Origin of the sequence: Endobacterium panacihumi (assembly GCF_050847465.1) — a bacterium.
Taxonomy (GTDB): domain Bacteria; phylum Pseudomonadota; class Alphaproteobacteria; order Rhizobiales; family Rhizobiaceae; genus Neorhizobium; species Neorhizobium panacihumi.
This window is the reverse complement of record NZ_JBOZRA010000004.1, coordinates 314670-337952: the sequence shown is the minus strand read 5'-3', so window position 1 is coordinate 337952 and position 23283 is coordinate 314670. Positions and strand designations below refer to the sequence as shown.

Genomic DNA, 23283 nt, shown 5'->3' with positions numbered 1-23283 from the left:
TTGTCGGCGATGGCAAACGCCTTGATAAATTACGCCATTCCGATGCCATCCATCGACGTTGCGGCTGTGATATACAGATTCGTAACATAGGTGAATCAACCTGATGAACGGCCGAGAGTTTCAGCCTTCGCCGAAATCGGTACTGAAGATAGGGCAGGTCAATCGTCAAAGAGAGCTTGTGTGCCTGATACTGCAAGTGCAAAAAGCGCAGACGTCGGGACACAACAGGCTTCACATTCACCCGGTTCCGGTTAGTCGCTTGTCGGGTCAGGCAGAACGTCAAATCGAAGGGCTGGCTGGCTATGCGGATATACAAGATTGCCATCGCAGGTTTCGGGGGCGTTGGACGGGCGACTGCAAAACTCCTGCTGTCCCGGCGCAAGCGCTATCGCGACGTCTACAATGCGGATGTCCGCCTCGTTGCGGTCTGCGGATCACGCTCCGGCCTGGTGGCGCCTGATGGGCTTGAGATGGATCGGTTTGACAGGCTCGAGGAAGGCCTGTCGGGGCCGGATTTCATCGCCGCCAGCGGGGCCGAGATCGTCATCGAGGCCGGCCCGAGTGATTTTCGTACCGGCGGGCCGGGGCTTGCCTACATTCGTTCGTCCTTGTCGGCGGGGCACGACACGATCGTCATATCGAAAGGTGCGCTGGTCCATAGCGGCAAGCCGTTGAAGGAACTTGCTCGGGCATCCGGCGCCATTCTGAAAATCAGCGGCGCCGCTGCCGCCGCCCTGCCGACGATCGATCTTGTCGATCACAGCCTGAAGGGCTGTGAAGTGCTGGAGATCGAAGGCATCCTGAATGCCACCACCAATTATCTTCTCGACGCCATGACAAGCCGCGGGATCGGTTTCGAGGCGGCGTTGCGCGAGGCGCAACAGGGCGGCTTCGCCGAAGCCGATCCACGCAACGATACCGAAGGCTGGGATACGGCCTGCAAGCTCATCCTGCTCGCCAATTTCGGCCTGGGTGCGGAGCTGATGATGGATGACCTGAACGTCGAGGGCATCCAATCCTTGTCCAGGAACCAGATCGAAACCTGGCGTGAGCAGGGGCTTGTGCCGAAACTTGTCGGCAGTCTCACGCGCATAAACGGCGGCTTCGATGCGAGGGTCGGTGTCAGAGCCTATCCTTTGTCCGACACGTTCGCCAGTGTTCGCGGCAAGCAAAAAGCCATCCGGATCACGACCGACGCGATGGGAGAGACGATCGCGATCGGGGCGGGCGAGGAGCCGCTTGCCACCGCTGCCGCCGCGTTGAAGGATCTGGAGCACATCCTGATGACCCGGATCGCCCAGCCGCTCTAGAGCGGTTCATTGTTGAATGGAACCAGTTCTGTTGGCTCAAACGGAGTCGGATGGTCGTCCGGCAGGCGCGTGTCGTAGCCAAAGCATACGGCCAAGCCGGCCAGACGACCAAGCGGCCCGTTTCAGCCAACCCCGAAGGGGCCGGGCATCTTTCCGCCGGGATCAGCCGCGATCGGCTCGACCGTACCTTCGGGTATGCCCTTCGCCAATCGCCTCTGCCCCGACGAAAACCTGCTCCGGCAGAACTGTTTCCATTTAACGATGAACTGCTCTAGCTGGATGGGCTTCCAAAACAGTCGATCAGCATCTCGGTGAGGATCCTCACTTTTCGCGAGGGGTATGGGCTGGGGGGCCTCACGACGAAGATGGCAGCCGGGGGGATGGGGTGGCGCGTCATGATCGGCACCAGCGCACCCGAGCGGATGTGATCCGTGACGAGCAGTTCCGGCAGATAGGCGAGCCCGATCCCCTCCAGCGCAGCGGCAACGAGCGATATACCGTTATCCGCTATAAAACGACCCTGTGGACGCAGCGTGACAACCTTGTCGCCATCCGTGAATTGCCACATTTCGCCTTCGCGCATGACGGCTTGGTGATCGGCAATCTCATCCGGTGTTGAGGGTGCGCCATGCGCTTCGATATAGGCGGGGCTCGCAACCAACTTACCGAAGATCGGGCCGATACGTCTGGCGATGAGGTTGGAGTCCTGCAGATGCCCCACGCGAATAGCGCAATCGAATCCTTCCCCGACGAGATCAACGAAGCGATCGGTATAGGCGGAATGGATTTGGAGCTGCGGGTGTCTGCGCGCCATCTGTGACAGGACCGGCGCAAAATGCGTCGGACCAAACGACAGAGGCACTGCCACGCGCATGCGGCCTCGAAGCTCACCGGCCGGCAGGATCGTTTCGCGCGCCACATCCAGTTCGGAGGAAATCCTGGCTGCGTAATCCCGGAATGTCGCCCCCGCTTCTGTCAGTGCGCTACCGCGGGTCGTCCTTGCAAGCAGCTGTGCGCCGAGTTCATCCTCCAGCCTCGTGATCCTCCGGCTGACCATCGACTTGGAGATGCCCAGTCGTAGCGCCGCAGACGATACGCCGCCCGCATCGGCGACTTCGACAAATATTTTCAGATCCTCGAGTTCCAAAGCGCGTTCCTTGTTTTGCAACACAGCTTTCCACGTGCGGCGACTACCGGGTTGCGGAGGAGAATGACAAGTTTGTCGCGGATGTCTCTCCGTTGAGGGCATCCATGCAACGTGCCTCAACGAACCGCCAACATAGGATGTATTCCATGACTTTTCGTAACGGCCTTAATTCTCTCCTTCGTCCCGAAGATTCCGTACTCGTATTGATCGATCATCAGGCTTATCAGCTGGCAAACGTCAATAGCCACGATCCTCAGGCAGCGGTCAACAACGCAACCGCGCTTGCGAAGCTGGCAAAAGCGTTCAATGTCCCGACAATCCTTACCAGCGTTATCGCGGATCGCGGTGGCAAGATCTTCAAGCAAATCACGGATGTTTTTCCGGGGCAGGAAGTGATCGACCGCACCTGGGTAAATACCTGGGAGGACAAGAAGGTTGTGGACCTCGTCAAAGCGACCGGTCGCAAGCAACTGATCATCGCTGGCCTGTGGACGGAAGTCTGCGTCGCGATGCCGGCCATTCAGGCTGCCGGCGAAGGCTGGGACGTAACAGTCATCACCGATGCGTCAGGCGGCAGTTCCACCGAGTCTCACGAAGTTGCCATCCAGCGCATGATCGCGGCTGGCGTCAACATGATGACCTGGATGGCGCTTGCTGGTGAGTGGCAGCGGGATTGGGCACGCACAGAGCATGTCGAAGAACTGACCGAGGTTCTCATTTCGCACATGGCTGGCAGCGGCATCGCCTATCTTTGGGAGCAACAATTGCTCAACACGCCGATCCCGACAACAAAGGGCGGGCACTAAAACCTGGGTGGGACGATGAGGATAACGAGGCGCTGGTCGCGAAACTCGCACGGTCCCGTCATCCGCGTCGTCCCTCCGCGCATTGCCTTTTGATCTATCTCAGGCAGGGGGATTGCCGTGGCACGGCTCGCGCCGCGACCCTGAATAACGGATTGCAAGGAATTTATATGGAAATCGGTATCGATAGTTTTGCAGCCATACTTCCTGACCCGGAAACAGGTCGGCTTCCGTCGCCCACCGTTCGCATGGCGGAACTCATTGAGGAGGTCGAGGTTGCGGATCGTGTCGGGCTGGACGTCTTCGGCATCGGCGAACATCACCGTGGGGAGTTTCTGGATTCCGCTCCTGCCGTCATTTTGGCCGCAGCTGCCGCACGGACCAGCCGAATCCGGCTGACGAGTGCGGTGACCGTTCTGAGCGCCGCCGACCCCGTGCGGGTCTTTCAGGAATTTTCAACACTCGATCTGATCTCTAACGGGCGCGCAGAAATCGTCGTCGGTCGTGGGTCCTTCGTCGAGGCATACCCGCTGTTCGGCCTCGATACCCGCGATTATGACGATTTGTTTGCGGAAAAACTCGATCTCTTGCTTGCGCTTGGGGAAACCACGAATGTCACATGGGAGGGGCGGTTCCGTGCGCCGCTCGAGGGGCAAGGTGTTTTCCCGCGGCCCCATCAACTGCGGCTTCCGGTATGGATCGGCGTCGGTGGTACGCCGCAATCCTTCGCGCGGGCCGGCGCACTCGGGCTTCCGCTCATGGTGGCGATCATCGGCGGAAGTTTTGAGCGTTTTCGACCGCTTGTCGATCTTTATCGTGAAGCGGGCAATCGAGCAGGACACGATCCGGATATGCTCAAGGTCGGTGTCCACGCCATGGGCTTTATCGGCGAAACCGACATGGGCGCCAGAGACGCCTTTTTTCCTGGCTGGGCCCATTTGACGACAAAAATTGGTCGTGAGCGCGGGCGGTCTTCGCCCACGCGCCAGCAATTCGAAACACTGGCAGGCCCTGAGGGCGCGTTCCTTGTCGGCGCGCCGGATACGGTGGCAGCCAAGCTGTTGCAGGCCAGCGAAGCACTTGGCGGCATTTCCCGCATCACCTTTCAGATGAGCACGGCGTCTCTCGACGCTGCGGCGATGAAAAAATCAATAGAGCTTCTGGGCACCGAGGTAGCGCCAATCGTCAGAGCCGCGAGACTGGTGTAATCTCCAGCCTTGAGGAAAAGCGGAGAAGACGAAAAGCGGATACCGCGCCGAGACCTGGCAAAGGAGGTGATCGCGGAGATGCGATCGAAGCCTGCCAACGGCAAGGTGCCCATTCTGTGCAAGCACCATATGGAGGAAGCAAGATGAACAATCGATGGCCCAGTCTCGACTATCTCAGCTGGCGCGATACGTGTTCCGCCCTGCATCTCTACCTGCAGATCGTGGGCAAGTATCGGCTGGCTCATACGCCATGGCTCAATCACTCCTGGAATGCGACCTTTTATGTCACACCTCGTGGCCTCACCACCTCGGCTGTCCCGGATGCATCCGGGATAGAAATCCTCTTCGACTTTCATGAGCATCGGGTCACCGGGACGAGCGGTGACGGACGCACCGCTTCGTTTGGGCTTGGATCCTCCACGGTCGCGCGGTTCCACGCCGATTTCGTTCAGCTGGTGGGCGATCTCGGCGGCGATCCGACATTTAACGGGCTCCCGAACGAAGTCCCGGATCCCGTGCCGTTTCAGGAAGACAACCGCGATCGCCTGTACGATCGTGATGCCGTGCAGCGCTTCCATCAGGCCTTGATGGCGATAGACCGTGTCTTCAAGACATTCAGGACTTCGTTTCTCGGGAAATCCAGTCCGGTTCATTTGTTCTGGGGGAGTTTCGATCTCGCCGTGACACGATTTTCGGGGCGGCAAGCACCGCTTCATGCAGGCGGCATTCCGGCCTTGCCGGATGACATTGCCCAGGAAGCTTACGATCGAGAGGTTTCCTCGGCAGGGTTCTGGCCGGGTGGCGGCGGGTTGGATTACCCCGCCTTCTACGCTTACGCCTATCCGGCCCCAAACGGCTTTCGCAATGCGGCCGTCCAGCCCGATGCCGCATTCTGGCATGACGGTCTCTCGGAGTTCATCCTGCCATATGACGCTGTACAGTCGGCCGCCGATCCTGACAAAGCGCTGTTGGCATTTCTGATGACGACCTACGAAGCCGCCGCCGATCTTGCGATGTGGGATCGCGATATGCTGGATTGCGCGCATGGCAAGCCGGGTCAAGTGCGCCGGCAGAACGCCGAAAAATCGACCGCAGATGCCGCCACCACAGAGGGTGAAAAGGTGGAACGGGACGATGGCGCGTCGAAAGGGCGTTACTGGATCGTTGTTGATGGCGTCGAGGCCGAAATGACCTACAGTCGGGCGGGCAAGGGGCTGATCATCATCGATCACACGGATGTACCGACAGCCCTGCGTGGACGAAAGATCGGCGAGCGCATGGTGCGCCAGGCCGTGGAGGACGCAAGACGTGATGGGATCGCAATCATGCCGCTCTGCCCTTTCGCGAAGGCCCAGATCGATCGTCATCCGGAATGGCAGGATGTTCTTCGCAAATGACTGTGAGGCCGAGCAAGCTTTTTGCTCCGGCACGCATGGAAGGATCGAAATTGTGCGGCAGAGCGATCGCGAGTTCACTGAATGAAGTCGTGGCTCGGTGTCACGCCTGGCTGGCAACTAGCGAGCAGGTTGTTCGGACTGTGAGCGGCGGCGAATATGGTTTGCGCCGCCGCGCATCACGCCTGTCATGATGGTCTCCATAGCCAAACAGGCACAGCCGCCGATGGATTACAAAAGGTCCAGCGCGGACAGGCTTCCGCCAGCCGCTTCCAAGCGATGCAAATATGTCCCTGAATCCAGCAGCTGATATGGGAAATACAGACCCGGTGGGGTGGGCTCTTGCCCATCAAGTCCGGTCAGGCGTTCAAGGATCATCGTCACGCCGATTGCTGTCAGAGGTGCCGCTCCTCCAGGGTGAAAGACCGCATGTCGCGTTCGGAGTGTCTGGCCATCGTGATCCGTGCCGGACAGTTCGATAATGATCTCAGTCGATTTCGGTTCGCCACGACGTCGTGTCGAACTGATACCGTTGGCGAGATCGAACTGTACATCCTTCGCGCCTGTGGCCGTTGCCAGCCCAACGACGTCGATCGACGAGAAGCCGGACGCCGTGATTTCGGTGCCGTCAATCGCATGAAACAGCGCCTTGTTATCATCGCCTTCACGCCAGATGTAGGCACTGTCGCGGCGTGTGAGCGCGGCTGGCATCAATCTGGACAAGCGTTCGAAATCGTCGGCGACAGCGGGGCCACCGCCATCTTCCTCATCCACCAGCGCTCCGATCTTGATCCTGTCGAGGTGGCCGAAACCCTTGGCGATCTCCAATGTCGCGACCGTTGTGGCACCCACAAGCCACTCATAACCAAGAACGACCGCCCCTGCATCCGGTCTGTGCATGAACGTCGCAATCTCCGGGGCGATCTCGAACACGCCGGATGAGATATTCAGGTGAGGCACGGCGCGCGCATTGGCAAACCGGAGACCGGCCAAACGGTCGTCGGCGTAAAAGACTGCGACGGCGCCGACCTCGCGGCCGCCCAAACCGAGATCGTCGGCGCTCGGATCCAGCGCGACGGCCTCAGCTTTGCCAAGTTCATCGGCAACCTTTTGCGCCTTGGCAAGGTCGCGGCCGCCGATCAGCAAAGGCAGGTCGGGATGCAGGTTCCGAAGATACTGGCCGGTAAGGCGTCCAATCGCACCGGAGCCGCCCATCATGAGAATAGGATTTAAAGACAAGGGTTCTTTCCTTCTATTCGTCATTAAGTTACCATTAGTAGGAAAGGGATTTGTAGCCTACTTTTGGTAGGTTTGACAACAGGGTTACGCTATTGGATCGGAATAGAGACATCACGGACCAGGGTAGGGCAGGCAGAAGGCTGTCCAAAGCCGATCGGCGTCGGCAGTTGCTCGATACCGCGATGCGGATCGTTCGCGAGGAAGGGGCAGACAGGTTGACGCTTGGACATCTTGCCGTCCGCGCCGGTGTGTCCAAGCCGGTTGCCTACGATCATTTCGAGACGAGATCCGAGCTTCTCATCGCTCTGTATCGTTGGATCGACACCGAAAAGGTCAATGCCTTCCGCGAGGCCATGGCAGGTAGCACGTGCGGTGCCGAGGAAGCTGCCGCTCTTCTCGCCGCAGCCTATATTCAATGCGCCGCCGACATAGACGGCGAATTTCATGCCGTTGGGGCGGCGCTGGCCGGCAGTGAAGAAAAGGCAGCCGTTTTCCAGGAATTGCTGGCGAACAGTGTCGCGATGTTCGTCGCCGTATTGGCGCCGCACAGCAAATTGGGGCAGAACGAATTGAAAAGGTGCTGCATCGGTCTGGTTGGTGCCGGTGAAGCACTCGCCGCGGCACGGTTGCGTGGCGATTGCAGCGAAAGTGAAGCTATCGCCACGCTGAGGAGTATGGTCGGCGGGGCCGTGCTCGGAGCGACGGCGTCCTGACAGCCGCATCCAGGTAAGGATTTTCCACGCTTTTGCGCGAAGGGAGAACGGCGCCTTGTTTGGTTCCGGCGCCGCTGACGATGACCCGTTACGCGATCTCCCGGCACATCAGGCGAGTGCGCCACCGTCGGCATTGAGGATCGCGCCTGTGATGATGCTTGCGGCGGGGCTGGCAAGAAAAACCACGGCATTGGCAATTTCACGCGGCTCGCCATAACGTCCCAAAGACGTCAGCCCTTTCTGGACATCGGCCGCCGCGCCGTTGGCCGGATTGGAATCCGTATCGGTAGGACCCGGCTGAACAAGATTGACCGTAATGCCCTTCGGGCCTAGTTCGCGTGACAGGCCGCGGGTGAAGGATGCGAGAGCCGATTTGGACATCGAATAGAGCGTTACTCCCGGAAACGGCACGCGCTCTCCCAAACCAGAACCGACGGTGACGATACGTCCGCCCGCCGTCAGGTGCGGAATGACAGCCTTTGCAAAGAGCGCCGGCGCCCGCACGTTGATGTCCATCACGGCCTGATAGTCCTCCAGCTCGAGATCGGCAATCGTCCCGCTATGTCCGATGGCCGCACTGTTGATGAGGATGTCGAGCCCGCCAAGAGCCGATACGGCTTCAGTCACCGCGCGCGTGATATCATCCGGGTTGGCGCTATCGGCCTGAATGGCAATGGCTCGTCGGCCGGCGTTTTCGATGGATTTGATCACCGCCTCAGCTTTCTCTGTCGATCGCTGATAGGTGATGGCCACGTCTGCACCGCTTTCGGCCAACGCCCGGGCGATCGCCGCGCCGATACCGCGCGAGCCTCCTGTTACCAATGCACGTTTTCCATTGAGTTCAATCATCGGTTTTCCTCTTTTTGACATTGCTGGTTCAAGCAGCACCCAAAACGCGCAAAATCTCGAGGGGTGCGGTCGTCGTGGGGTCATTCCGTTTGGTGCCGCTCGACAACGACCCCTCACCACTCATCGTTTCGCGTCTGCCTTGTGGCTTGGAGATAGGTCAACGAGTCCGGTACGACATTACCGATCATGTCATAGGCTTGCCTGATCCTGCCAAATGGACGTATCGTCGCTCATGTCTGACGATGGGACCATAACGCGTCGTCTGCTTGACGATGTTGCCCCCTATCTCGCGAGGCTACCGGGGCCGGTGGGGCGGACCACACCTGTCGAGCGTTTGACCGTATGGTCGAGCACAAGTGTGACGCAACCTGTCTCGGCGGTATTCGAACCGATGTTCTATGCCGTCTTGCGCGGCACCAAAGTGCTGACGATGGGCGCAAATCGGTTCGAACTCATCGCCGGCGCCTGTGCGACCTCATCGTTCGGTCTGCCTTACAGTCACCAATTGATCGATGCGACGGCCGATCTTCCCTATGTCGGGATCAGCCTGCACCTTGATATCGACAGGCTGAGCCGCGTCATGCTCGATATGCCGAGGCGTGAACATCGCTGGACATACGCGGTTGCAGCAGGACAGATTGACGGTTCAGTCGGCGAAGCATTTGGCCGACTGGTAGGGCTCCTGAATACGCCAGATGATGTTGGCATGCTTGCGCCTCACTATGAGAGCGAACTTTATTACCGGCTCCTGCAAGGTCCGATGAGCGATACGCTCCGTCAGGTCGGTCAGCGCGACGATCGTGTGCTGAGCATCAAGGCGGCGGCAGACTGGCTCGGAACCAATAACAGCAAACCCGTCGCAATTTCAGAACTGGCGGCATCCGCGGGCATGAGCGCCACATCGTTCTACCGGCATTTCAAGGCTGTCACGGGATACAGCCCATTGGCGTTTCAACGGAACATGCGCTTGCTTGAAGCCCGAAAACGCCTGGCTGCCGGCAATGCGAACGTATCTCGGGTGGCCTATGAGGTCGGATACCAAAGTCCGTCGCAATTCAGCCGGGAATACAAGAGCATGTTCGGCAACCCGCCAATCACCGATCTGCAACGCTGATTGGTTCTCGGTGCGCGCGGACCCAAGACGCAGGAACTCGCCTCGACCACACGTGGTTTACGGATGCGGACGTGATACTGTCATTGCCGGATATGTTATGTGTGTAAGCTTCGCACGACTTGCGTGACGGATGGAATTTCCCGAGAGCGGTTGGGAACTTGCTCATGGTTTTTCGGAGAAACCTGCGGCAAGTCCACCCAGATCGGTCAGGTCGTCGACAGTATCGACATCGAGCAGCGCCGCTTCGCCGATATCGATCTCCACGATCTCGAGAGCGGAATTCTCGATCAGCGCCTTGGCGCCGCGATCCCCCTGTAACATCAGGGCCTGCGGATAAAGCCTCTTCGGTAGGATCACAGGGTTGCCCGGTGTACCGGAATGGCTCGCACGGATGATCCGCTGTCCTCGGCAGGCTTTGAAGGCTTCGATAAGCGTATCCAGATTGTCCGCGGTAATGGCCGGCATGTCGGCGAGAAGGATCAGCACGCCGTCGTGGCTCATCACGTCAGGGATTTTCAGGCCCGCAACCAGCGAACTGGCCATGCCGGATGCATAAGCCGGATTGATGGCAACCGTCAGATCGAGGCCTGCCAGACAGTTCACGATCTCGTCGTGCCGAAAGCCGGTGACCGCATAAACGTGACGGGCTCTGCTTGCAATCGCCCTTAAAGCCGTACGCCGCACCAATGGAACACCATTGAACCTCGCCAGAAGTTTATGGCCTGCGGCTGGCGACATCCGGCTCGATCTGCCGGCAGCGAGAATAAGAATCGCGACCGAGATTTCCGGCTCGTTTCTCTTGGTCTCCACTGCAACATCTCCAGCTATGCGGTTGACCCTGTAAAGAGGTCCTCAGCTGCGAGGCTGAAGACGCAGCCCGTCCATGATCAGGCGAACGATCCTGTGTGCCCGTTCCCGCCAGTCGGGTGTGTCAGGCACTGAGTATATGCCGAACAGCGTATACAGCACATCGCTTGTCTCGATATCGTCCTTGATCGTGCCCGCGTCGATGGCCGCACGAAGAAGGTTGCCGAATGTGGTGTGCATGAGCGTCGAGCTTTCCGTAAACAAGGTCGCGTTCGACGTGAGCACCGCCTTGAGGCTATCCGCCATGCCGCGCTTAGCCGCCATGTAGCTGACAAACCGGTGCATCCATTCTTCCAGCGCCACATCGGGCGTTTTTTCTGCCATTAGCTCGCCAGCGGCGCTTGCCAACAGTTCCAGCTCACGCCGGTAGACCACCTCCACAAGGTGTTCGCGTGTCGGAAAGTGCCGATAGAGCGTGCCGATGCCGACGCCGGCGTCCTTTGCGATCTGCTCGAGCGAAGCACTCGCGCCGCGCTCGGTAAACGCCTGCGCAGCGACTTCCACCAGTCTGGCGCGATTGCGTTGCGCATCCGCGCGCAACCTCGGCTGCTTCGGCGTTTTCGGCGCCTGCTCCTTCAATACCAAATTCCACCCCAAAACAGGGCTTGACGAAAACGCGTCAGCCACTACCTCTAAACGGAGGCGCCTCCGTTTGAGCGGAGAGCCGTCCAATTTTTAGTCGGGAATGAAGTGGATGTCATGTCCAAAACAGCGGGAAGGTCGGCAGTTTCAATCTGTTCAGATCGCTGATCAGTGGTCTCGACTTTAAAACCATCTATTGCCGCGATCGGCAGGAGTGTTTCATGACGGTATCGATGCCTCTCAGTTCCCATAACAAAGACCTCAGGCACCCGTTCCCTGCGGAGGTCGAGAATTTTGCGTCCCAGGTTGATAGCCGAACAGCCGTTGACATGCTGCCGGTCCCGGCCAAGGCGTTTTCAACGGATGCCGCAGCCGAGGTTCTGGATTTTGCCGTTCAGGCCACGAGCGCCGGTCGGCAGGTGGCACTCTGCACGCTGGTGGAAATCCGCGGTGGTTCCTCACGTTCTCTGGGCGCACATATGGCTGTCGCGGATGACGGCCTTTATTGCGGTTATGTCTCCGGCGGCTGCACCGAGGCTGCCGTTGCGGCCGAAGCCCTGCAGGCGTTAGCCAAAGGGCACGATCGGTTTGTGATGCTGGGCGAGGGGTCGCCTTTTTTCGATATCGTGTTGCCCTGCGGAGGCGGAGTAACGGTTGCCGTCCATATTCTGAACGATGTTCGGCCGGTTCGCACCGTTGTCGATCATTTGCGATGTCGTCGCAGTGCCGGTTTGTCCTACAGGCCGAGCACGCAATCCCTTTCCTTCGTGTCAGGCAATATGCATGCCGGCTGGGATGGTGACGCCTTCCAGAACTACTATCGGCCGAACGTGCGGATCATTCTTGCCGGTCGCACGTTGGAAGTCGAGGTTGCAACTCAAGTGGCACGAGCGGCGGGTTATGACGTTCTCCGTTATGACACTGCCGCCAGCAATACATCTGACGAGGCGCTCATCGATGCCGATACGGCAGTCGCGCTTCTGCAGCATGATCTGGATCTGGAAATACCTGTTCTCGAAGCGGCCCTGCAGGCCCGTCCGTTTTACGTGGGTGCGCTGGGCAGTCGCAGAACCCATGAAAAACGAGTGCAGCGTCTTCGGGAACTGGGGCATTCGCAGGAAGCCATTGACCGGATAAAGGCGCCGATCGGCCTGTTCGGGCGCGCGCGCGATGCCCAGTCGCTGGCACTTTCGGTCATTGCGGAGATCGCTGCCTGTCGTCAGGCCGCTCTGCTGCAGGTCTGAACATCCTGTCCGGCGTGCCGGAACAGGTGTCCGCCCTGACAGAAATATCCTCTCGCGGGGGGATCATACGGCCGTAGACATTCGTTCTGGTCCTGCGGTTCATCATCGCCAATGCTTTCCAGCCAAAGGAGATGTCCTTATGCATTTTATCATCAATGGAGAATCCATCGAGGTCGAGGCGGATATCCGCACGTCACTGCTCGATCTCATGCGCAACTCTCTGGGTTTTACCGGAACCAAAAAGGGGTGTGATCAGGGAGCATGCGGCGCCTGCACCGTGCTGGTGGATGGTGAACGCATCAATTCCTGCCTGGCGCTGGCTGTTCAATATCAGGGCCGCAGCATCACGACTGTTGAAGGGCTCGCCGCCAATGGCAACCTCCATCCATTGCAGCAGGCCTTTATCGAACATGATGGTTTTCAATGCGGCTATTGCACGCCCGGCCAACTCTGTTCCGCCATCGGGATGGCGGGCGAAATCGAGCGCAACATCCCGAGCGTCGTCACCGGTGATCTCACTGCTGCCAACATCCCGATCGGCGAGCGTGAAATCCGCGAGCGCATGAGCGGCAATCTCTGTCGATGCGGTGCCTACAATGGCATCGTCGAGGCAATTTCCGAAACGCTGGCGCATCAGACCGCAGCTCCGGCCAAGGAAAGGGTACGGGCATGAATATCTTTTCCTACCAGCAGGCGTCGGACGCCACTTCCGCAATCACCCTTAAAAAAGCTGGCCCCGCCGCAAAATACCTCGGCGGCGGCACCAATCTCGTTGACCTCATGCGCGAGACCGTCGAACGGCCGGAAACTCTGGTCGATGTCACGCATCTGCCCGGAGAAATAGAACAGCGCGCCGACGGTAGCCTGTTGATCGGTGCGGCTGCCAAGAACACGGCGCTCGCCGCACATCCGGCGGTGCGGTCCGATTTCCCGCTGTTGTCTCGCTCCATTCTGGCGGGCGCCAGTGCGCAGATCCGTAATGTCGCAACGGTTGGCGGCAATATCCTGCAGCGCACCCGCTGTCGCTACTTTTATGACAATGCAGCGCGCTGCAACAAACGCCAGCCACAGGCGGGCTGTGATGCGCTTGAAGGGTTCAATCGTTACCACGCCATCCTCGGCGCGTCGGATGCCTGTGTCGCCACCCATCCGTCCGATATGTGCGTCGCGCTTGTCGCTCTGGATGCACTGGTTCATTTGCAGGGACCGGCCGGCACGCGCAGCATGCCGTTGATCGACCTCCACCGCTTGCCGGGCGATCGGCCTGAAATCGAAACAGAACTGCAGCCGGATGAATTGATCACGGCGATCGAAATCCCGCCGCTCGCCTTCGCAGGCCGTTCGACTTACCGCAAGGTCCGCGACCGTGCCAGCTACGCTTTTGCGCTCGTGTCGGTCGCGGCCGCTCTTGATATCGATGAAGCCGGCATCGTTCGTGATGTGCGCCTCGCACTTGGCGGTGTCGCCCACAAGCCTTGGCGTGCCGCGAAGGCGGAGGCGGCGCTGAAAGGGCAGGTGGCCGGCACGGAAAACTTCCGCGCTGCTGCGCAAGCAGAACTCGCGGATGCCGTCGCTCTCAGCGAAAATGGGTTCAAGATCGAACTGGCTAAACGCACGATTGTCGCCGTCCTCGACGAATTGAAGGGAGAAAACGCATGAGCGTCCAACCTCAAGCCGAAAACAACAAGCCCGGCCGCTGGCAGCCGGCCGTCACGTCCGACCCGATGCTGCGCAAACATGGAGCACTCGGCCAGCCCGTCTCGCGCGTCGATGGTCCCCTGAAAGTGCAGGGCAAGGCCCGTTTTGCTGCCGAGTTCGCTTACGAGAACATCAGTTATGCGGCGCTCGCGTTCAGCACGATTGCGAGGGGAAAGATCACCGACCTCGATGTCGCCGCTGCGGAAACAGCCCCCGGCGTCATCCTCGTCATGACCTATCATAACGCCCCACGCATGAAATCGCCGTCGCTGATGATGTCGTCGCCGACCGCTGCCGGTGCCAGCGATCTGCCGGTGATGCAGAACGACGAAATCCACTGGAACGGCCAGCCGATTGCCCTGGTTCTTGCCGAAACGCAGGAACAGGCGGATTATGCGGCGACGCTGGTCAAGGCGACCTATGCAAGCCTGCCGGCAGTGACGTCCTTTGATGAGGCGAAAAAGACACCAAGGCAACTGGAAACACTGCTCGGTCAGCCACCGGTGCTGGAGATCGGCGATGCCGAAACGGCGCTGGCCAATGCCGAGGTCAAGGTGGATGTCACCTATCGGACGCCGCGTCACAATCACAATGCCATCGAACTGCATGCAGCAACCGTCGCCTGGAATGGAGATGAATTGCGCGTTCACGATGCCAGCCAGTTGCTCGATCTGACGGCTGGCCAGTTGAGTGACATTTTTGGTCTGGAACCGGGCAATGTGCGCGTGACGTCGCCCTATGTCGGCGGTGGTTTCGGCGGCAAATGTCTCTGGGATCATCAGATTCTGGCCATTGCGGCATCCAGACTGGCAGAGCGGCCTGTTCGTATCATGTTGTCGCGCGAGGGCGTTTTTCGCGTGGTGGGCGGGCGGACTGTCACAGAGCAGCGCGTCGCCTTCGGCGCCCGCGCCGATGGTACGCTGGAGGCGCTGATCCATACAGGTACGGCGGCAATGACGCTGCACAATTCCTGCCCGGAACAATTCACCTTTCCTGCGCGCCATCTTTATGCAGCAAAAACGTTCAAACTGGCGCAGGATGTCGCCGATATGGATATGCTCGCCAACACGTTCATGCGAGCGCCGGGCGAATCCGTCGGCACATTCGCACTGGAATGTGCGCTGGATGAGCTGGCCGAAAAGCTTGAGCTTGACCCGATCGAACTCCGTCGCCGCATCGAACCGGAAAAGGATCCGACCACCGGCAAGGCCTTTTCGTCCCGTTACCTGATCGAAGCTTATGAGAAGGGCGCAGAGCGTTTCGGTTGGCAAAACCGCAGCCGGCTGCCTCGGCAGAGCCGGGAAGGTGAATGGCTGATTGGCATGGGTTGCGCCACCGCAACCTACCCTTACCACCGATTTCCAGGTGGTGCGGCAAGGATAAGGCTGACGGCGGATGGTCACGTCACCGTCTCGACCGCCGTGCATGACATGGGCATGGGAACGGCGACAGCACAGGCTCAGCATATTGCCGTCCGGTTGGGTGTGCCGCTGGAAAACGTCACCTTCGAATATGGCGATAGCAGTCTGCCGCGCGGTGTGATTGCCGGCGGTTCCACCCAGACGGCATCAATCGGTGGTGCGGTGATTGCGGCAACGGAAGTTTTCGTGGAGGAGTTGATCAAGCTCGCCGGCAATGACTCTCCGCTGGCGGGGCTTTCTCTTGCCGAGATCGAGCCGAAAGATGGCGGCCTCGGGCATCGCGACGATGCCGATCGCTTCGAAAGCTATCAGTCCATATTGCGCCGGGCAGGGCGGGATGAATTGGTCTGCGAAGCGGAAGCACCGCCGCCGGCGGAAATGGAGGCATTCTCCATGCATTCCTATGGCGCGCAGTTCTGCGAGGTCCGGGTCAGTGCGCTGACCGGTGAAATCCGGGTGTCGCGGTTCCTCGGCTCGTTCGATGCCGGGCAGATCCTCAACGCCAAGACGGCCACCAGCCAGTTCAAGGGTGGCATCGTCATGGGTCTCGGTCTGGCGCTGACGGAAGAGACGAACTTTGATGAACGCACTGGCCGCATCGTCAATGCGTCTCTGGCCGAGTACCATGTGCCCGTGCAGATGGATGTGCCCGCAATCGATATCCTTTACACCAACACCCCCGATCCTCAGGCTCCCATGGGCGCACGCGGCATCGGAGAAATCGGCATAACCGGTGTCGGCGCGGCGGTTGCCAATGCGGTTTACAATGCAACCGGCACCCGAGTGCGTGATCTGCCCATCACGCTCGACAAGGTGATGGGCAACCTGGACTGATACCTGGGTGAAGGCAATCCGTGTTCCCGCTGAAAATCGGGAACACGGTCGGCCATTCAAATAGTCGGAAAGGCTCTAAGCCGAAACGCGCTTGGCCTCCATCCTGCGGCGATGCAGGACAGGTTCAGTATAGCCATTGGGTTGTTCTTTGCCCTTCAGAACGAGTTCGAGAGCGGCCTGAAAAGCGACCGAAACGTCGAAATCCTGCGCCATCGGGCGGTAGGCTCGATCGGCCGCATTCTGCTCATCGACGACTTTGGCCATCCGCTTCATCGTGGCAACGACCTGATCTTCCGTAATGATGCCGTGGTGCAGCCAGTTGGCCATGTGCTGGGCGGAAATGCGCAGCGTCGCGCGGTCCTCCATCAATCCGACATTGTTGATGTCGGGCACTTTTGAGCAACCGACGCCCTGATCGACCCAGCGCACGACATAACCGAGAATGCCCTGCGCATTGTTGTCGATTTCCCGCTGGATTTCTTCCGGCGTCCAGTTAGGGCGCGTTGCGACAGGCACGGACAGGATGTCGGAAAGTTTGGCACGCGCGCGGCTCTTGAGGTTCTGCTGAACCTGCGCGACATCGACCTTGTGGTAATGGGTTGCATGAAGCGTTGCGGCGGTCGGTGACGGGACCCATGCCGTGTTGGCGCCGGCCTTTGGATGAGCGATCTTCTGTTCCAGCATGGCCGCCATCAGGTCCGGCATTGCCCACATTCCCTTGCCGATCTGCGCATGACCGGACAGGCCACATTCCAGGCCGATATCGACATTCCAGTTTTCGTAAGCGGCAATCCAGGCCGCCTGTTTCATGTCGCCCTTGCGGATCATCGGGCCGGCTTCCATCGAGCTGTGGATCTCGTCACCGGTGCGATCGAGGAAACCTGTATTGATGAACACGACCCGTTCCCTGGCGGCGCGGATGGCTTCCTTAAGGTTGACCGTCGTGCGGCGTTCCTCGTCCATGATGCCCATCTTGATCGTGTTCGGCGGCATGCCAAGCACGGCCTCGACGCGTCCAAAAATCTCGGCTGCAAATGCTACTTCTTCCGGTCCATGCATCTTCGGCTTGACCACATACATGGAGCCGGCAGCAGAATTCTTGGCTCGGCCATTCGGACCGATGTCATGCAACGCGATCAGCGCGGTGATCATCGCGTCCATGATGCCCTCCGGCACTTCATTGCCGTCACGATCGAGAATGGCGGGGTTGGTCATCAGATGCCCGACATTGCGCACCAGCATCAGCGAGCGGCATTTCAATTCGAAGGTGGAGCCATCGGGGGCGGTGTAATCCAGATCGGGATTGAGCCTGCGGGTGAACGATTTGTCTCCTTTGGAAACCTCTTCGGTCAGATCGCCTTTCATCAGCCCGAGCCAGTTGCGATAGACTGCAATCTTGTCTTCGGCATCCACCGCAGCAATGGAATCCTCGCAATCCATGATCGTCGTCACTGCCGATTCCAGCCATACATCGGAAATGTTTGCCGGATCGTCTTTGCCGATCGGGGTGGTCGCATCGATCAGAAGTTCGATATGCAGCGCGTTTTTCCTGATGAGAATTTGCGACGGCGTGGCCGCTTCGCCGAGATAGCCGGCAAACTGGGCAGGATCATTCAGGCCGGTGACCTGACCGCTGCCAAGCACAATGGACAGGCGACCCGATTCGATCCTGAAAGATGCGGCATCCTTCCAGCTTGCGCCGGACAAGGCCGCTGACTGGTCAAGAAAATCTCGCACCCAGGCGACCACCTTTGCGCCGCGAACCGGGTTGTAGGCTTTGCCCTTCTCTGCTCCGCCGTCTTCGGCAATGGCATCCGTGCCATAAAGCGCGTCATAAAGGGAACCCCAGCGGGCATTGGCGGCGTTCAGCGCATAACGGGCGTTCATGACGGGGACAACCAGCTGCGGGCCGGCAATGGTTGCGATCTCGGCGTCGACATTGGCAGTCGAAACGACAAAATCCGGGCCTTCAGGCAGGAGATAGCCGATCTCGCGCAGGAAGGTTTCGTAGGAGGAGAGATCGGTAGGAGCCCCGTTTTTGCGATACCACTCGTCGAGTTTCGCCTGGAATGTATCGCGCTTTGCCAGCAGCGCCCGATTGGTCGTCGCCAGATCGTGGATAATCGCTGCGAAGCCTTCGAAGAACCGCTCAGTATCCACGCCGGTGCCCGGCAAGGCCTCTTGCGTCAGGAAATCCAGCAGACCGCCATCGATCTGCAGTCCGTTCTTCTCAATCCGCGACATCACTATCTCCCGTTCAATCGTCTTTGCGACAGAATTCACCTTAAGTAAGAAGAACTCAACCGGCGAGAAAGGATATGACTTTTTCCGATTGAGAATTAATCGGCGGAATTTCCTTCCGAATTAGCGGGCGACGATTTTTCCCAATAGGGATGTGGGCCGTAGACAGCCTGAAGATAGTCGATGAAGGCGGTCACTTTTACGGGCAAAAATTCGCGGCTTGGATAGACTGCCGAGATCATCACATTCCTTGAGCCCTGAAATGCCGGCAAAACACGGACGAGCCGTCCGTTGGAAAGCTCCGGGCCGATGTCCCAGGTCGACCGCAGCGCGATGCCCAGTCCCGAAATGACGGCCTCGCGGATGACCTCACTCGAGTTTGTCTTGAGCATGCCATCAGGGCGATAGACGAGCGGGCCGCTCGGACCTTCCAGCCTCCATGGTTCGTCATTATGGGCTGGCAGGCATTGGTGAACGGCCAGTGCGTCAATCGTTTCGGGGAAACCGTGTCGTTCGATATAAGAAGGCGCTGCGCATAAAACGCGCGTAACGGTGCATAGCTTGCGCGCAACCAGACCGGAATCCTTGAGGTCTCCGATGCGGATCGCCAGATCGAACCCGTCGGCCACGAGATCGGTCAACGCATCGGATAATATGAGATCGATAGCCAGCTGCCGGTTTGCCGCCATGAAGCCGGTCAGATGCGGCGCGATATGCATCCGCCCGAATGAGGTGGGAGCGGCAATCCGGAGTGTTCCAACGATGCCGGAGGACCTGCCTGAGGCAAAGGCCTGAGCCTCCTCGATATTGGCGAGAATGCCGACCACGCGCTCATAAAATCCCTGTCCGGCCTCCGTCACGGCGATCTGCCGGGTCGTTCGTTGCAGCAGCCGTGCGCCGAGACTTTCTTCAAGGCGCTTGATCCGCTTCGAAACGACTGCCGGCGTTACGCCGAGGGAACGCGCCGCAAGAGACATGCTGCGTGTGGCCACGACCTTTGCGAATGTCACGAGGTCGTCCAGATCTTTCATCGAAATTGTTTCCGGTGAGGCAAAGATGATTGTCCGTTTACGTATCCAGCGTGATCAGCAGGTGGGTGTCAGTGTCAATTCTTTCGTCAGGTGTCGTGCAGCTTCATCAAATTCTGCATTCGACCGATCACGTCGTCGAGGACGGCTATCCGTCGCGTGCCTGTTGGCCGGATGGCATAATAGGATACCTCGATCGCGGGCTCGAAAGGAACCGCGACGACTTCGGCGCCTGCCGAGCGCAGGCTGGTTTGGTCAACGATACCGACGCCCATGCCGGCTGCTGCGAAATGGCAGCAATTCAGCATGGAAGTTTCCATTGTGCTGATCGGCTGATGGTCTTCGATGGCGAATGCGCGATCGAGCGCGAGGCGCAATGGCGAATTGCGGCCAGGGATCAAAACTCTTTCGTCAAGCAAATCAGATTGCGTGATGACGTCCAGCGAGGCCAATCTGTGGTGCGGTGCCATTGCGGCAACGGCATGAGCGCTATGCAGGAGAACGGCGTTCTTGTCCGCCATCCGGGGTGAACCGAACACCAGACCGAGATCGTAGCGGTTCTGGTCGACCATATCCCAGATGTAACGGCTGTTTTCGACATCGATGACCAAGGGAATATCCACCCGGTCGCCGATCACGTCGATAATCGCCTTGTGAAGATAGGGCCGCACAAGCGATGCCACACTGCCGATCCGCAGAACCGTGTTCTTGTGCAGGCGAATATCGTCTGCGGCCCGCGCGATCTGATCCAGCCCAAGGTAAAGCCGTTCCACCTCGCGATAGAACTGCGTCGCCTCCGCAGTCGGCACCAGCCGGGCGCCGACGCGCTCGAACAGCGTCATCTGCACGATCTCCTCGAGATCGCGGATCAAACGGCTGACGGCCGGCTGTGTCACGTTCATGGCTTCGGCGGCGGCAGTGATGCCGCCTGCCATCATCACGGCGCGAAATGCCTCCACCTGTCTCGGCTTCAATCTCACCCGTCGTCCTCCCATAACATTTCGGCATGACTTGAGTACAAAATGCAATTTTTCTTTTGACACGTAAAACGTTAATTGACGTTTACCCGCAGGGAGAGTGCGGCGATGGACAACCCGGAGGAGTCCCAATCATGAAGTTTTCTGTGTTCGCAGCCGCATTGGCAGCGTCTGTTTTCGCCATGCCGCTCGCAAGCCAGGCTCGGGATCTGACCGTTGGTCTGTCCGCTTCGACGACGTCCATGGATCCGCAATTCTATGTCGTTGGCCCGAACAGCGCGATGGCGCGCAACATTTTCGATGGCCTCGTCAATCAGGACGAAAAGCAGCAGATCCAGCCGGCTCTGGCGGTGTCTTGGGCTATCGTCGATGACACGACCTGGGAATTCAAGCTGCGCCAAGGCGTGAAATTCCACGACGGCAGCGATTTTACCGCTGAAGACGTGGTTGCCAGTATCAAGCGCATTCCGCTCGCCTCGACCAACAGCCCGAGCTCGTTTGCCGCTTATGTGAAGGCGATCACCGACGTGACGGCCGTCGATCCGCTGACGGTGCGCATCAAGACCTCGGGTCCGACGCCGCTTCTCCTCAACAATTTGAGCCGCATCGCCATCCTGCCGGCCGAGATGGAAAAGGTCACGACAGGAGAAATGAACACCGGCAAGGGTGTCATCGGCACCGGCCCGTTCAAGTTCGTCTCCTGGTCGCCGGACGATAATGTCGTCGTTGCCAAGAACGATGCCTATTGGGGCGAAAAGGCCCAGTGGGACAAGGTGACGTTCCGCGTCTTCAAGAACCCGAGTGCCCGTGTTGCGGCCATGCTTTCGGGCGATGTCGACATGATCGAGAATATCCCGACCGCCGATACGCGCCGCCTGGAAGCCTCCGATCAGATGAAGGTCGTCAATATTGCCGGCAACCGCATCATGTATCTGCACATGGACCAGAACCGCGAGCAGTCGCCGTTCGCCAAGGGTGCCGATGGCAAGAACCCGCTGCTGAATGCTGATGTTCGCCGCGCCCTGTCGCTGTCGATCAACCGCGAAGCGCTGGTCGATCGCATCATGGACGGCCAGGGTGTTCCCGCTGGTCAGGTCGTGCCGGAAGGTTATTTCGGGTATGACCCGGCCATCAAGGTCGATGCTTACGATCCGAACAAGGCGAAGGAACTGCTGGCCAAGGCGGGTTACCCGGATGGCTTTGCGCTGACCTTCCATGCCTCCAACGACCGTTACCCGAACGACAGCAAGGTTGCGCAGGCGATCGGCCAGTTCTTCAGCCGCGTTGGCGTCAAGACCGAAGTCGCTACTCTGCCGGGCAGCGTCTATTTCACCCGCGCTTCCAACCTTGAATTCTCGTTCATCATGGGCGGTGCGGCGGTCGAAACCGGCGAAGCCTCCGGTGTTCTCGGGCCGATCCTCGAGACCTACGGCGAAAAGGCCGGTCAGGGCAATCGCGGCCGTTATTCCAACCCGGAATTCGACAAGGCGCTCAACGAAGCCCGTTCGACGCTCGACGATGCCAAGCGCGAGGAACTGCTGAAGAAGGCGACGGAAATCGCCATGGGTGACCTCGGTGTCATCCCGGTCTTCTATCTTGCCAACACATGGGCGGTGAAGAGCGATATCAACTATGCCGGTCGCTCGGATGGTTACACGCTTCCCTACTATGTGAAGCAGAACTGATCGAAAAACAGGAGCGGTCCACCATGTCTTTCAGCGGTGTTTTTCCCTATCTCGTTTCTCCGATCGGTCCGTCCGGCGAGGTCATGCAGGGTGTGCTGACGGATCTGGTGGACCACCTGATCGATGCGGGCGTGCATGGTCTCGCTCCGCTCGGCAGCACCGGTGAATTTGCCTATCTCTCCCAGGACCAGAGACGTCGCGTCGTCGACACGGTGATTTCGGCCAATCGCGGCCGGGTCCCCGTCGTCGCCGGCGTGGCGTCGACCTCGACCGCAGATGCCGTCGCCCAGACGGAATACATGGTTGAAGCGGGAGCGGATGGCATTCTGGCCATTCTCGAAGCCTATTTTCCGGTGAGCGACGAGGGTGTGGAAGCCTATTTTACGGCGATCGCCAAGGCGGCCAGGGGCCGGCCGGTGGTGCTCTACACCAATCCGCAGTTCCAACGCTCGGACCTGTCTCTGCCGGTGATCGAGCGTCTGAGCCGCATCGACAACATCCGTTACATCAAGGACGCCTCCACCAATACCGGACGCCTCCTCTCCATTATCGAGCGTACCCGTGGCCGCATGGAGGTGTTTGCCGCCTCCGCGCATATTCCGGTCTGCGTGATGATGATTGGTGGCGTCGGCTGGATGGCGGGGCCAGCCTGCATCGTGCCGAAGCAGAGCATTGCGCTTTACGAGGCGGCCAAGGCCGGCGACTGGGCGCGTGCGATGGATCTGCAAAGGCCGATGTGGAAGGTCAACGAGATCTTCGCAAAGTACTCGATCGCTGCCTGCATCAAGACGGCGCTCGACCTGCAGGGTTTTGCCGTCGGCAGTCCCATGCATCCACAGATGCCGCTCGGTGAAGCGGCCAGGGCAGAGATCGCCGACGTGTTGAGAGACGTCGGCGCGCTCTGAGCGTTCCCAATTTTATACATCGAA

Annotated in this window: 20 protein-coding genes; 12 read left to right on the top strand and 8 right to left on the bottom strand. The window is 59.2% G+C overall.

The window, feature by feature from the left end:
• The first annotated feature begins 302 nt into the window (after window positions 1-302).
• On the top strand, window positions 303-1310 hold the full coding sequence (locus tag ACRQ1B_RS19560; protein WP_432295662.1) for a homoserine dehydrogenase: 1008 nt from the start codon (window positions 303-305) through the stop codon (window positions 1308-1310).
• A gap of 271 nt (window positions 1311-1581) precedes the next feature.
• Here the strand turns inward: ACRQ1B_RS19560 and ACRQ1B_RS19555 are convergent, their stop codons facing one another.
• Window positions 1582-2457 carry a LysR family transcriptional regulator gene (locus ACRQ1B_RS19555; RefSeq protein ID WP_432295805.1) on the bottom strand — a complete coding sequence of 292 codons (876 nt, stop codon included), beginning with the start codon at window positions 2455-2457 and terminating at the stop codon, window positions 1582-1584.
• Between the two features lie 146 nt (window positions 2458-2603).
• Here ACRQ1B_RS19555 and ACRQ1B_RS19550 point away from each other — a divergent pair, with 146 nt between their 5' ends.
• The 3 genes from ACRQ1B_RS19550 to ACRQ1B_RS19540 all read left to right on the top strand — a co-directional run bounded on the left by ACRQ1B_RS19550 (window position 2604) and on the right by ACRQ1B_RS19540 (window position 5865).
• Complete coding sequence (locus ACRQ1B_RS19550; RefSeq protein WP_432295660.1) at window positions 2604-3263, top strand: isochorismatase family protein; 660 nt, start codon at window positions 2604-2606, stop codon at window positions 3261-3263.
• 167 nt (window positions 3264-3430) lie between these two features.
• A complete protein-coding gene (locus ACRQ1B_RS19545) occupies window positions 3431-4468 on the top strand; it encodes an LLM class flavin-dependent oxidoreductase (protein WP_432295659.1) in 1038 nt (345 codons plus the stop codon).
• Between the two features lie 143 nt (window positions 4469-4611).
• Window positions 4612-5865, top strand: a complete 1254-nt coding sequence (locus ACRQ1B_RS19540) for a DUF5996 family protein (RefSeq protein WP_432295658.1) — start codon at window positions 4612-4614, stop codon at window positions 5863-5865.
• Between the two features lie 228 nt (window positions 5866-6093).
• Here the strand turns inward: ACRQ1B_RS19540 and ACRQ1B_RS19535 are convergent, their stop codons facing one another.
• A complete protein-coding gene (locus ACRQ1B_RS19535; RefSeq protein ID WP_432295657.1) occupies window positions 6094-7101 on the bottom strand; it encodes an NAD(P)-dependent oxidoreductase in 1008 nt (335 codons plus the stop codon).
• 167 nt (window positions 7102-7268) lie between these two features.
• Between ACRQ1B_RS19535 and ACRQ1B_RS19530 the strand changes: the two genes are divergently transcribed.
• Window positions 7269-7814: a TetR/AcrR family transcriptional regulator gene (locus ACRQ1B_RS19530; protein ID WP_432295656.1), complete on the top strand. Its 546-nt coding sequence runs from the start codon at window positions 7269-7271 to the stop codon at window positions 7812-7814.
• 108 nt (window positions 7815-7922) lie between these two features.
• Here the strand turns inward: ACRQ1B_RS19530 and ACRQ1B_RS19525 are convergent, their stop codons facing one another.
• Window positions 7923-8663 carry an SDR family NAD(P)-dependent oxidoreductase gene (locus ACRQ1B_RS19525; protein ID WP_432295655.1) on the bottom strand — a complete coding sequence of 247 codons (741 nt, stop codon included), beginning with the start codon at window positions 8661-8663 and terminating at the stop codon, window positions 7923-7925.
• A gap of 214 nt (window positions 8664-8877) precedes the next feature.
• On the opposite strand from ACRQ1B_RS19525, the gene ACRQ1B_RS19520 reads away from it, so the two are divergent.
• Window positions 8878-9777 carry an AraC family transcriptional regulator gene (locus tag ACRQ1B_RS19520; protein WP_432295654.1) on the top strand — a complete coding sequence of 300 codons (900 nt, stop codon included), beginning with the start codon at window positions 8878-8880 and terminating at the stop codon, window positions 9775-9777.
• A 162-nt stretch (window positions 9778-9939) separates the two neighbouring features.
• Here ACRQ1B_RS19520 and ACRQ1B_RS19515 read toward each other — a convergent pair whose 3' ends face one another.
• Together ACRQ1B_RS19515 and ACRQ1B_RS19510 are read right to left on the bottom strand one after the other, a co-directional pair.
• Window positions 9940-10587 (bottom strand): nucleotidyltransferase family protein, encoded by a 648-nt coding sequence (locus ACRQ1B_RS19515; protein WP_432295652.1) that lies wholly within the window; start codon window positions 10585-10587, stop codon window positions 9940-9942.
• 42 nt (window positions 10588-10629) lie between these two features.
• A complete protein-coding gene (locus ACRQ1B_RS19510; protein WP_432295651.1) occupies window positions 10630-11271 on the bottom strand; it encodes a TetR/AcrR family transcriptional regulator in 642 nt (213 codons plus the stop codon).
• A 284-nt stretch (window positions 11272-11555) separates the two neighbouring features.
• Between ACRQ1B_RS19510 and ACRQ1B_RS19505 the strand changes: the two genes are divergently transcribed.
• The 4 genes from ACRQ1B_RS19505 (at window position 11556) to ACRQ1B_RS19490 (ending at window position 16423) form a co-directional block, all read left to right on the top strand.
• On the top strand, window positions 11556-12470 hold the full coding sequence (locus ACRQ1B_RS19505) for an XdhC family protein (protein WP_432295650.1): 915 nt from the start codon (window positions 11556-11558) through the stop codon (window positions 12468-12470).
• Window positions 12471-12609: 139 nt separating this feature from the next.
• Window positions 12610-13143 carry a 2Fe-2S iron-sulfur cluster-binding protein gene (locus ACRQ1B_RS19500; RefSeq protein ID WP_432295649.1) on the top strand — a complete coding sequence of 178 codons (534 nt, stop codon included), beginning with the start codon at window positions 12610-12612 and terminating at the stop codon, window positions 13141-13143.
• A complete protein-coding gene (locus tag ACRQ1B_RS19495; protein WP_432295648.1) occupies window positions 13140-14129 on the top strand; it encodes an FAD binding domain-containing protein in 990 nt (329 codons plus the stop codon). The genes ACRQ1B_RS19500 and ACRQ1B_RS19495 overlap by 4 nt, the downstream gene beginning before the upstream one ends.
• Window positions 14126-16423, top strand: a complete 2298-nt coding sequence (locus ACRQ1B_RS19490; RefSeq protein ID WP_432295647.1) for a xanthine dehydrogenase family protein molybdopterin-binding subunit — start codon at window positions 14126-14128, stop codon at window positions 16421-16423. The genes ACRQ1B_RS19495 and ACRQ1B_RS19490 overlap by 4 nt, the downstream gene beginning before the upstream one ends.
• 75 nt (window positions 16424-16498) lie before the next feature.
• Here the strand turns inward: ACRQ1B_RS19490 and ACRQ1B_RS19485 are convergent, their stop codons facing one another.
• The 3 genes from ACRQ1B_RS19485 to ACRQ1B_RS19475 all read right to left on the bottom strand — a co-directional run bounded on the left by ACRQ1B_RS19485 (window position 16499) and on the right by ACRQ1B_RS19475 (window position 20672).
• Entirely contained in the window at window positions 16499-18667 is a 2169-nt protein-coding gene (locus tag ACRQ1B_RS19485) for a malate synthase G (RefSeq protein ID WP_432295646.1), read from the bottom strand.
• Window positions 18668-18762: 95 nt separating this feature from the next.
• A complete protein-coding gene (locus tag ACRQ1B_RS19480) occupies window positions 18763-19695 on the bottom strand; it encodes a LysR family transcriptional regulator (RefSeq protein ID WP_432295645.1) in 933 nt (310 codons plus the stop codon).
• Window positions 19696-19781: 86 nt separating this feature from the next.
• Window positions 19782-20672, bottom strand: coding sequence for a LysR family transcriptional regulator (locus ACRQ1B_RS19475; RefSeq protein WP_432295644.1), 891 nt, complete (start codon window positions 20670-20672; stop codon window positions 19782-19784).
• 131 nt (window positions 20673-20803) lie between these two features.
• On the opposite strand from ACRQ1B_RS19475, the gene ACRQ1B_RS19470 reads away from it, so the two are divergent.
• Window positions 20804-22354 (top strand): ABC transporter substrate-binding protein, encoded by a 1551-nt coding sequence (locus tag ACRQ1B_RS19470; RefSeq protein ID WP_432295643.1) that lies wholly within the window; start codon window positions 20804-20806, stop codon window positions 22352-22354.
• Window positions 22355-22377: 23 nt separating this feature from the next.
• Window positions 22378-23259, top strand: coding sequence for a dihydrodipicolinate synthase family protein (locus tag ACRQ1B_RS19465; RefSeq protein ID WP_432295642.1), 882 nt, complete (start codon window positions 22378-22380; stop codon window positions 23257-23259).
• Window positions 23260-23283: the final 24 nt, after the last annotated feature.

Coding starts and splice junctions, on each gene's coding strand:
- ACRQ1B_RS19560 (WP_432295662.1), top strand. CDS start 303: ATGCGGATATACAAGATTGCCATCGCAGGTTTCGGGGGCGTTGGACGG.
- ACRQ1B_RS19550 (WP_432295660.1), top strand. CDS start 2,604: ATGACTTTTCGTAACGGCCTTAATTCTCTCCTTCGTCCCGAAGATTCC.
- ACRQ1B_RS19545 (WP_432295659.1), top strand. CDS start 3,431: ATGGAAATCGGTATCGATAGTTTTGCAGCCATACTTCCTGACCCGGAA.
- ACRQ1B_RS19540 (WP_432295658.1), top strand. CDS start 4,612: ATGAACAATCGATGGCCCAGTCTCGACTATCTCAGCTGGCGCGATACG.
- ACRQ1B_RS19525 (WP_432295655.1), bottom strand. CDS start 8,663: ATGATTGAACTCAATGGAAAACGTGCATTGGTAACAGGAGGCTCGCGC.
- ACRQ1B_RS19520 (WP_432295654.1), top strand. CDS start 8,878: ATGGACGTATCGTCGCTCATGTCTGACGATGGGACCATAACGCGTCGT.
- ACRQ1B_RS19505 (WP_432295650.1), top strand. CDS start 11,556: ATGCTGCCGGTCCCGGCCAAGGCGTTTTCAACGGATGCCGCAGCCGAG.
- ACRQ1B_RS19500 (WP_432295649.1), top strand. CDS start 12,610: ATGCATTTTATCATCAATGGAGAATCCATCGAGGTCGAGGCGGATATC.
- ACRQ1B_RS19495 (WP_432295648.1), top strand. CDS start 13,140: ATGAATATCTTTTCCTACCAGCAGGCGTCGGACGCCACTTCCGCAATC.
- ACRQ1B_RS19490 (WP_432295647.1), top strand. CDS start 14,126: ATGAGCGTCCAACCTCAAGCCGAAAACAACAAGCCCGGCCGCTGGCAG.
- ACRQ1B_RS19485 (WP_432295646.1), bottom strand. CDS start 18,667: ATGTCGCGGATTGAGAAGAACGGACTGCAGATCGATGGCGGTCTGCTG.
- ACRQ1B_RS19480 (WP_432295645.1), bottom strand. CDS start 19,695: ATGAAAGATCTGGACGACCTCGTGACATTCGCAAAGGTCGTGGCCACA.
- ACRQ1B_RS19470 (WP_432295643.1), top strand. CDS start 20,804: ATGAAGTTTTCTGTGTTCGCAGCCGCATTGGCAGCGTCTGTTTTCGCC.
- ACRQ1B_RS19465 (WP_432295642.1), top strand. CDS start 22,378: ATGTCTTTCAGCGGTGTTTTTCCCTATCTCGTTTCTCCGATCGGTCCG.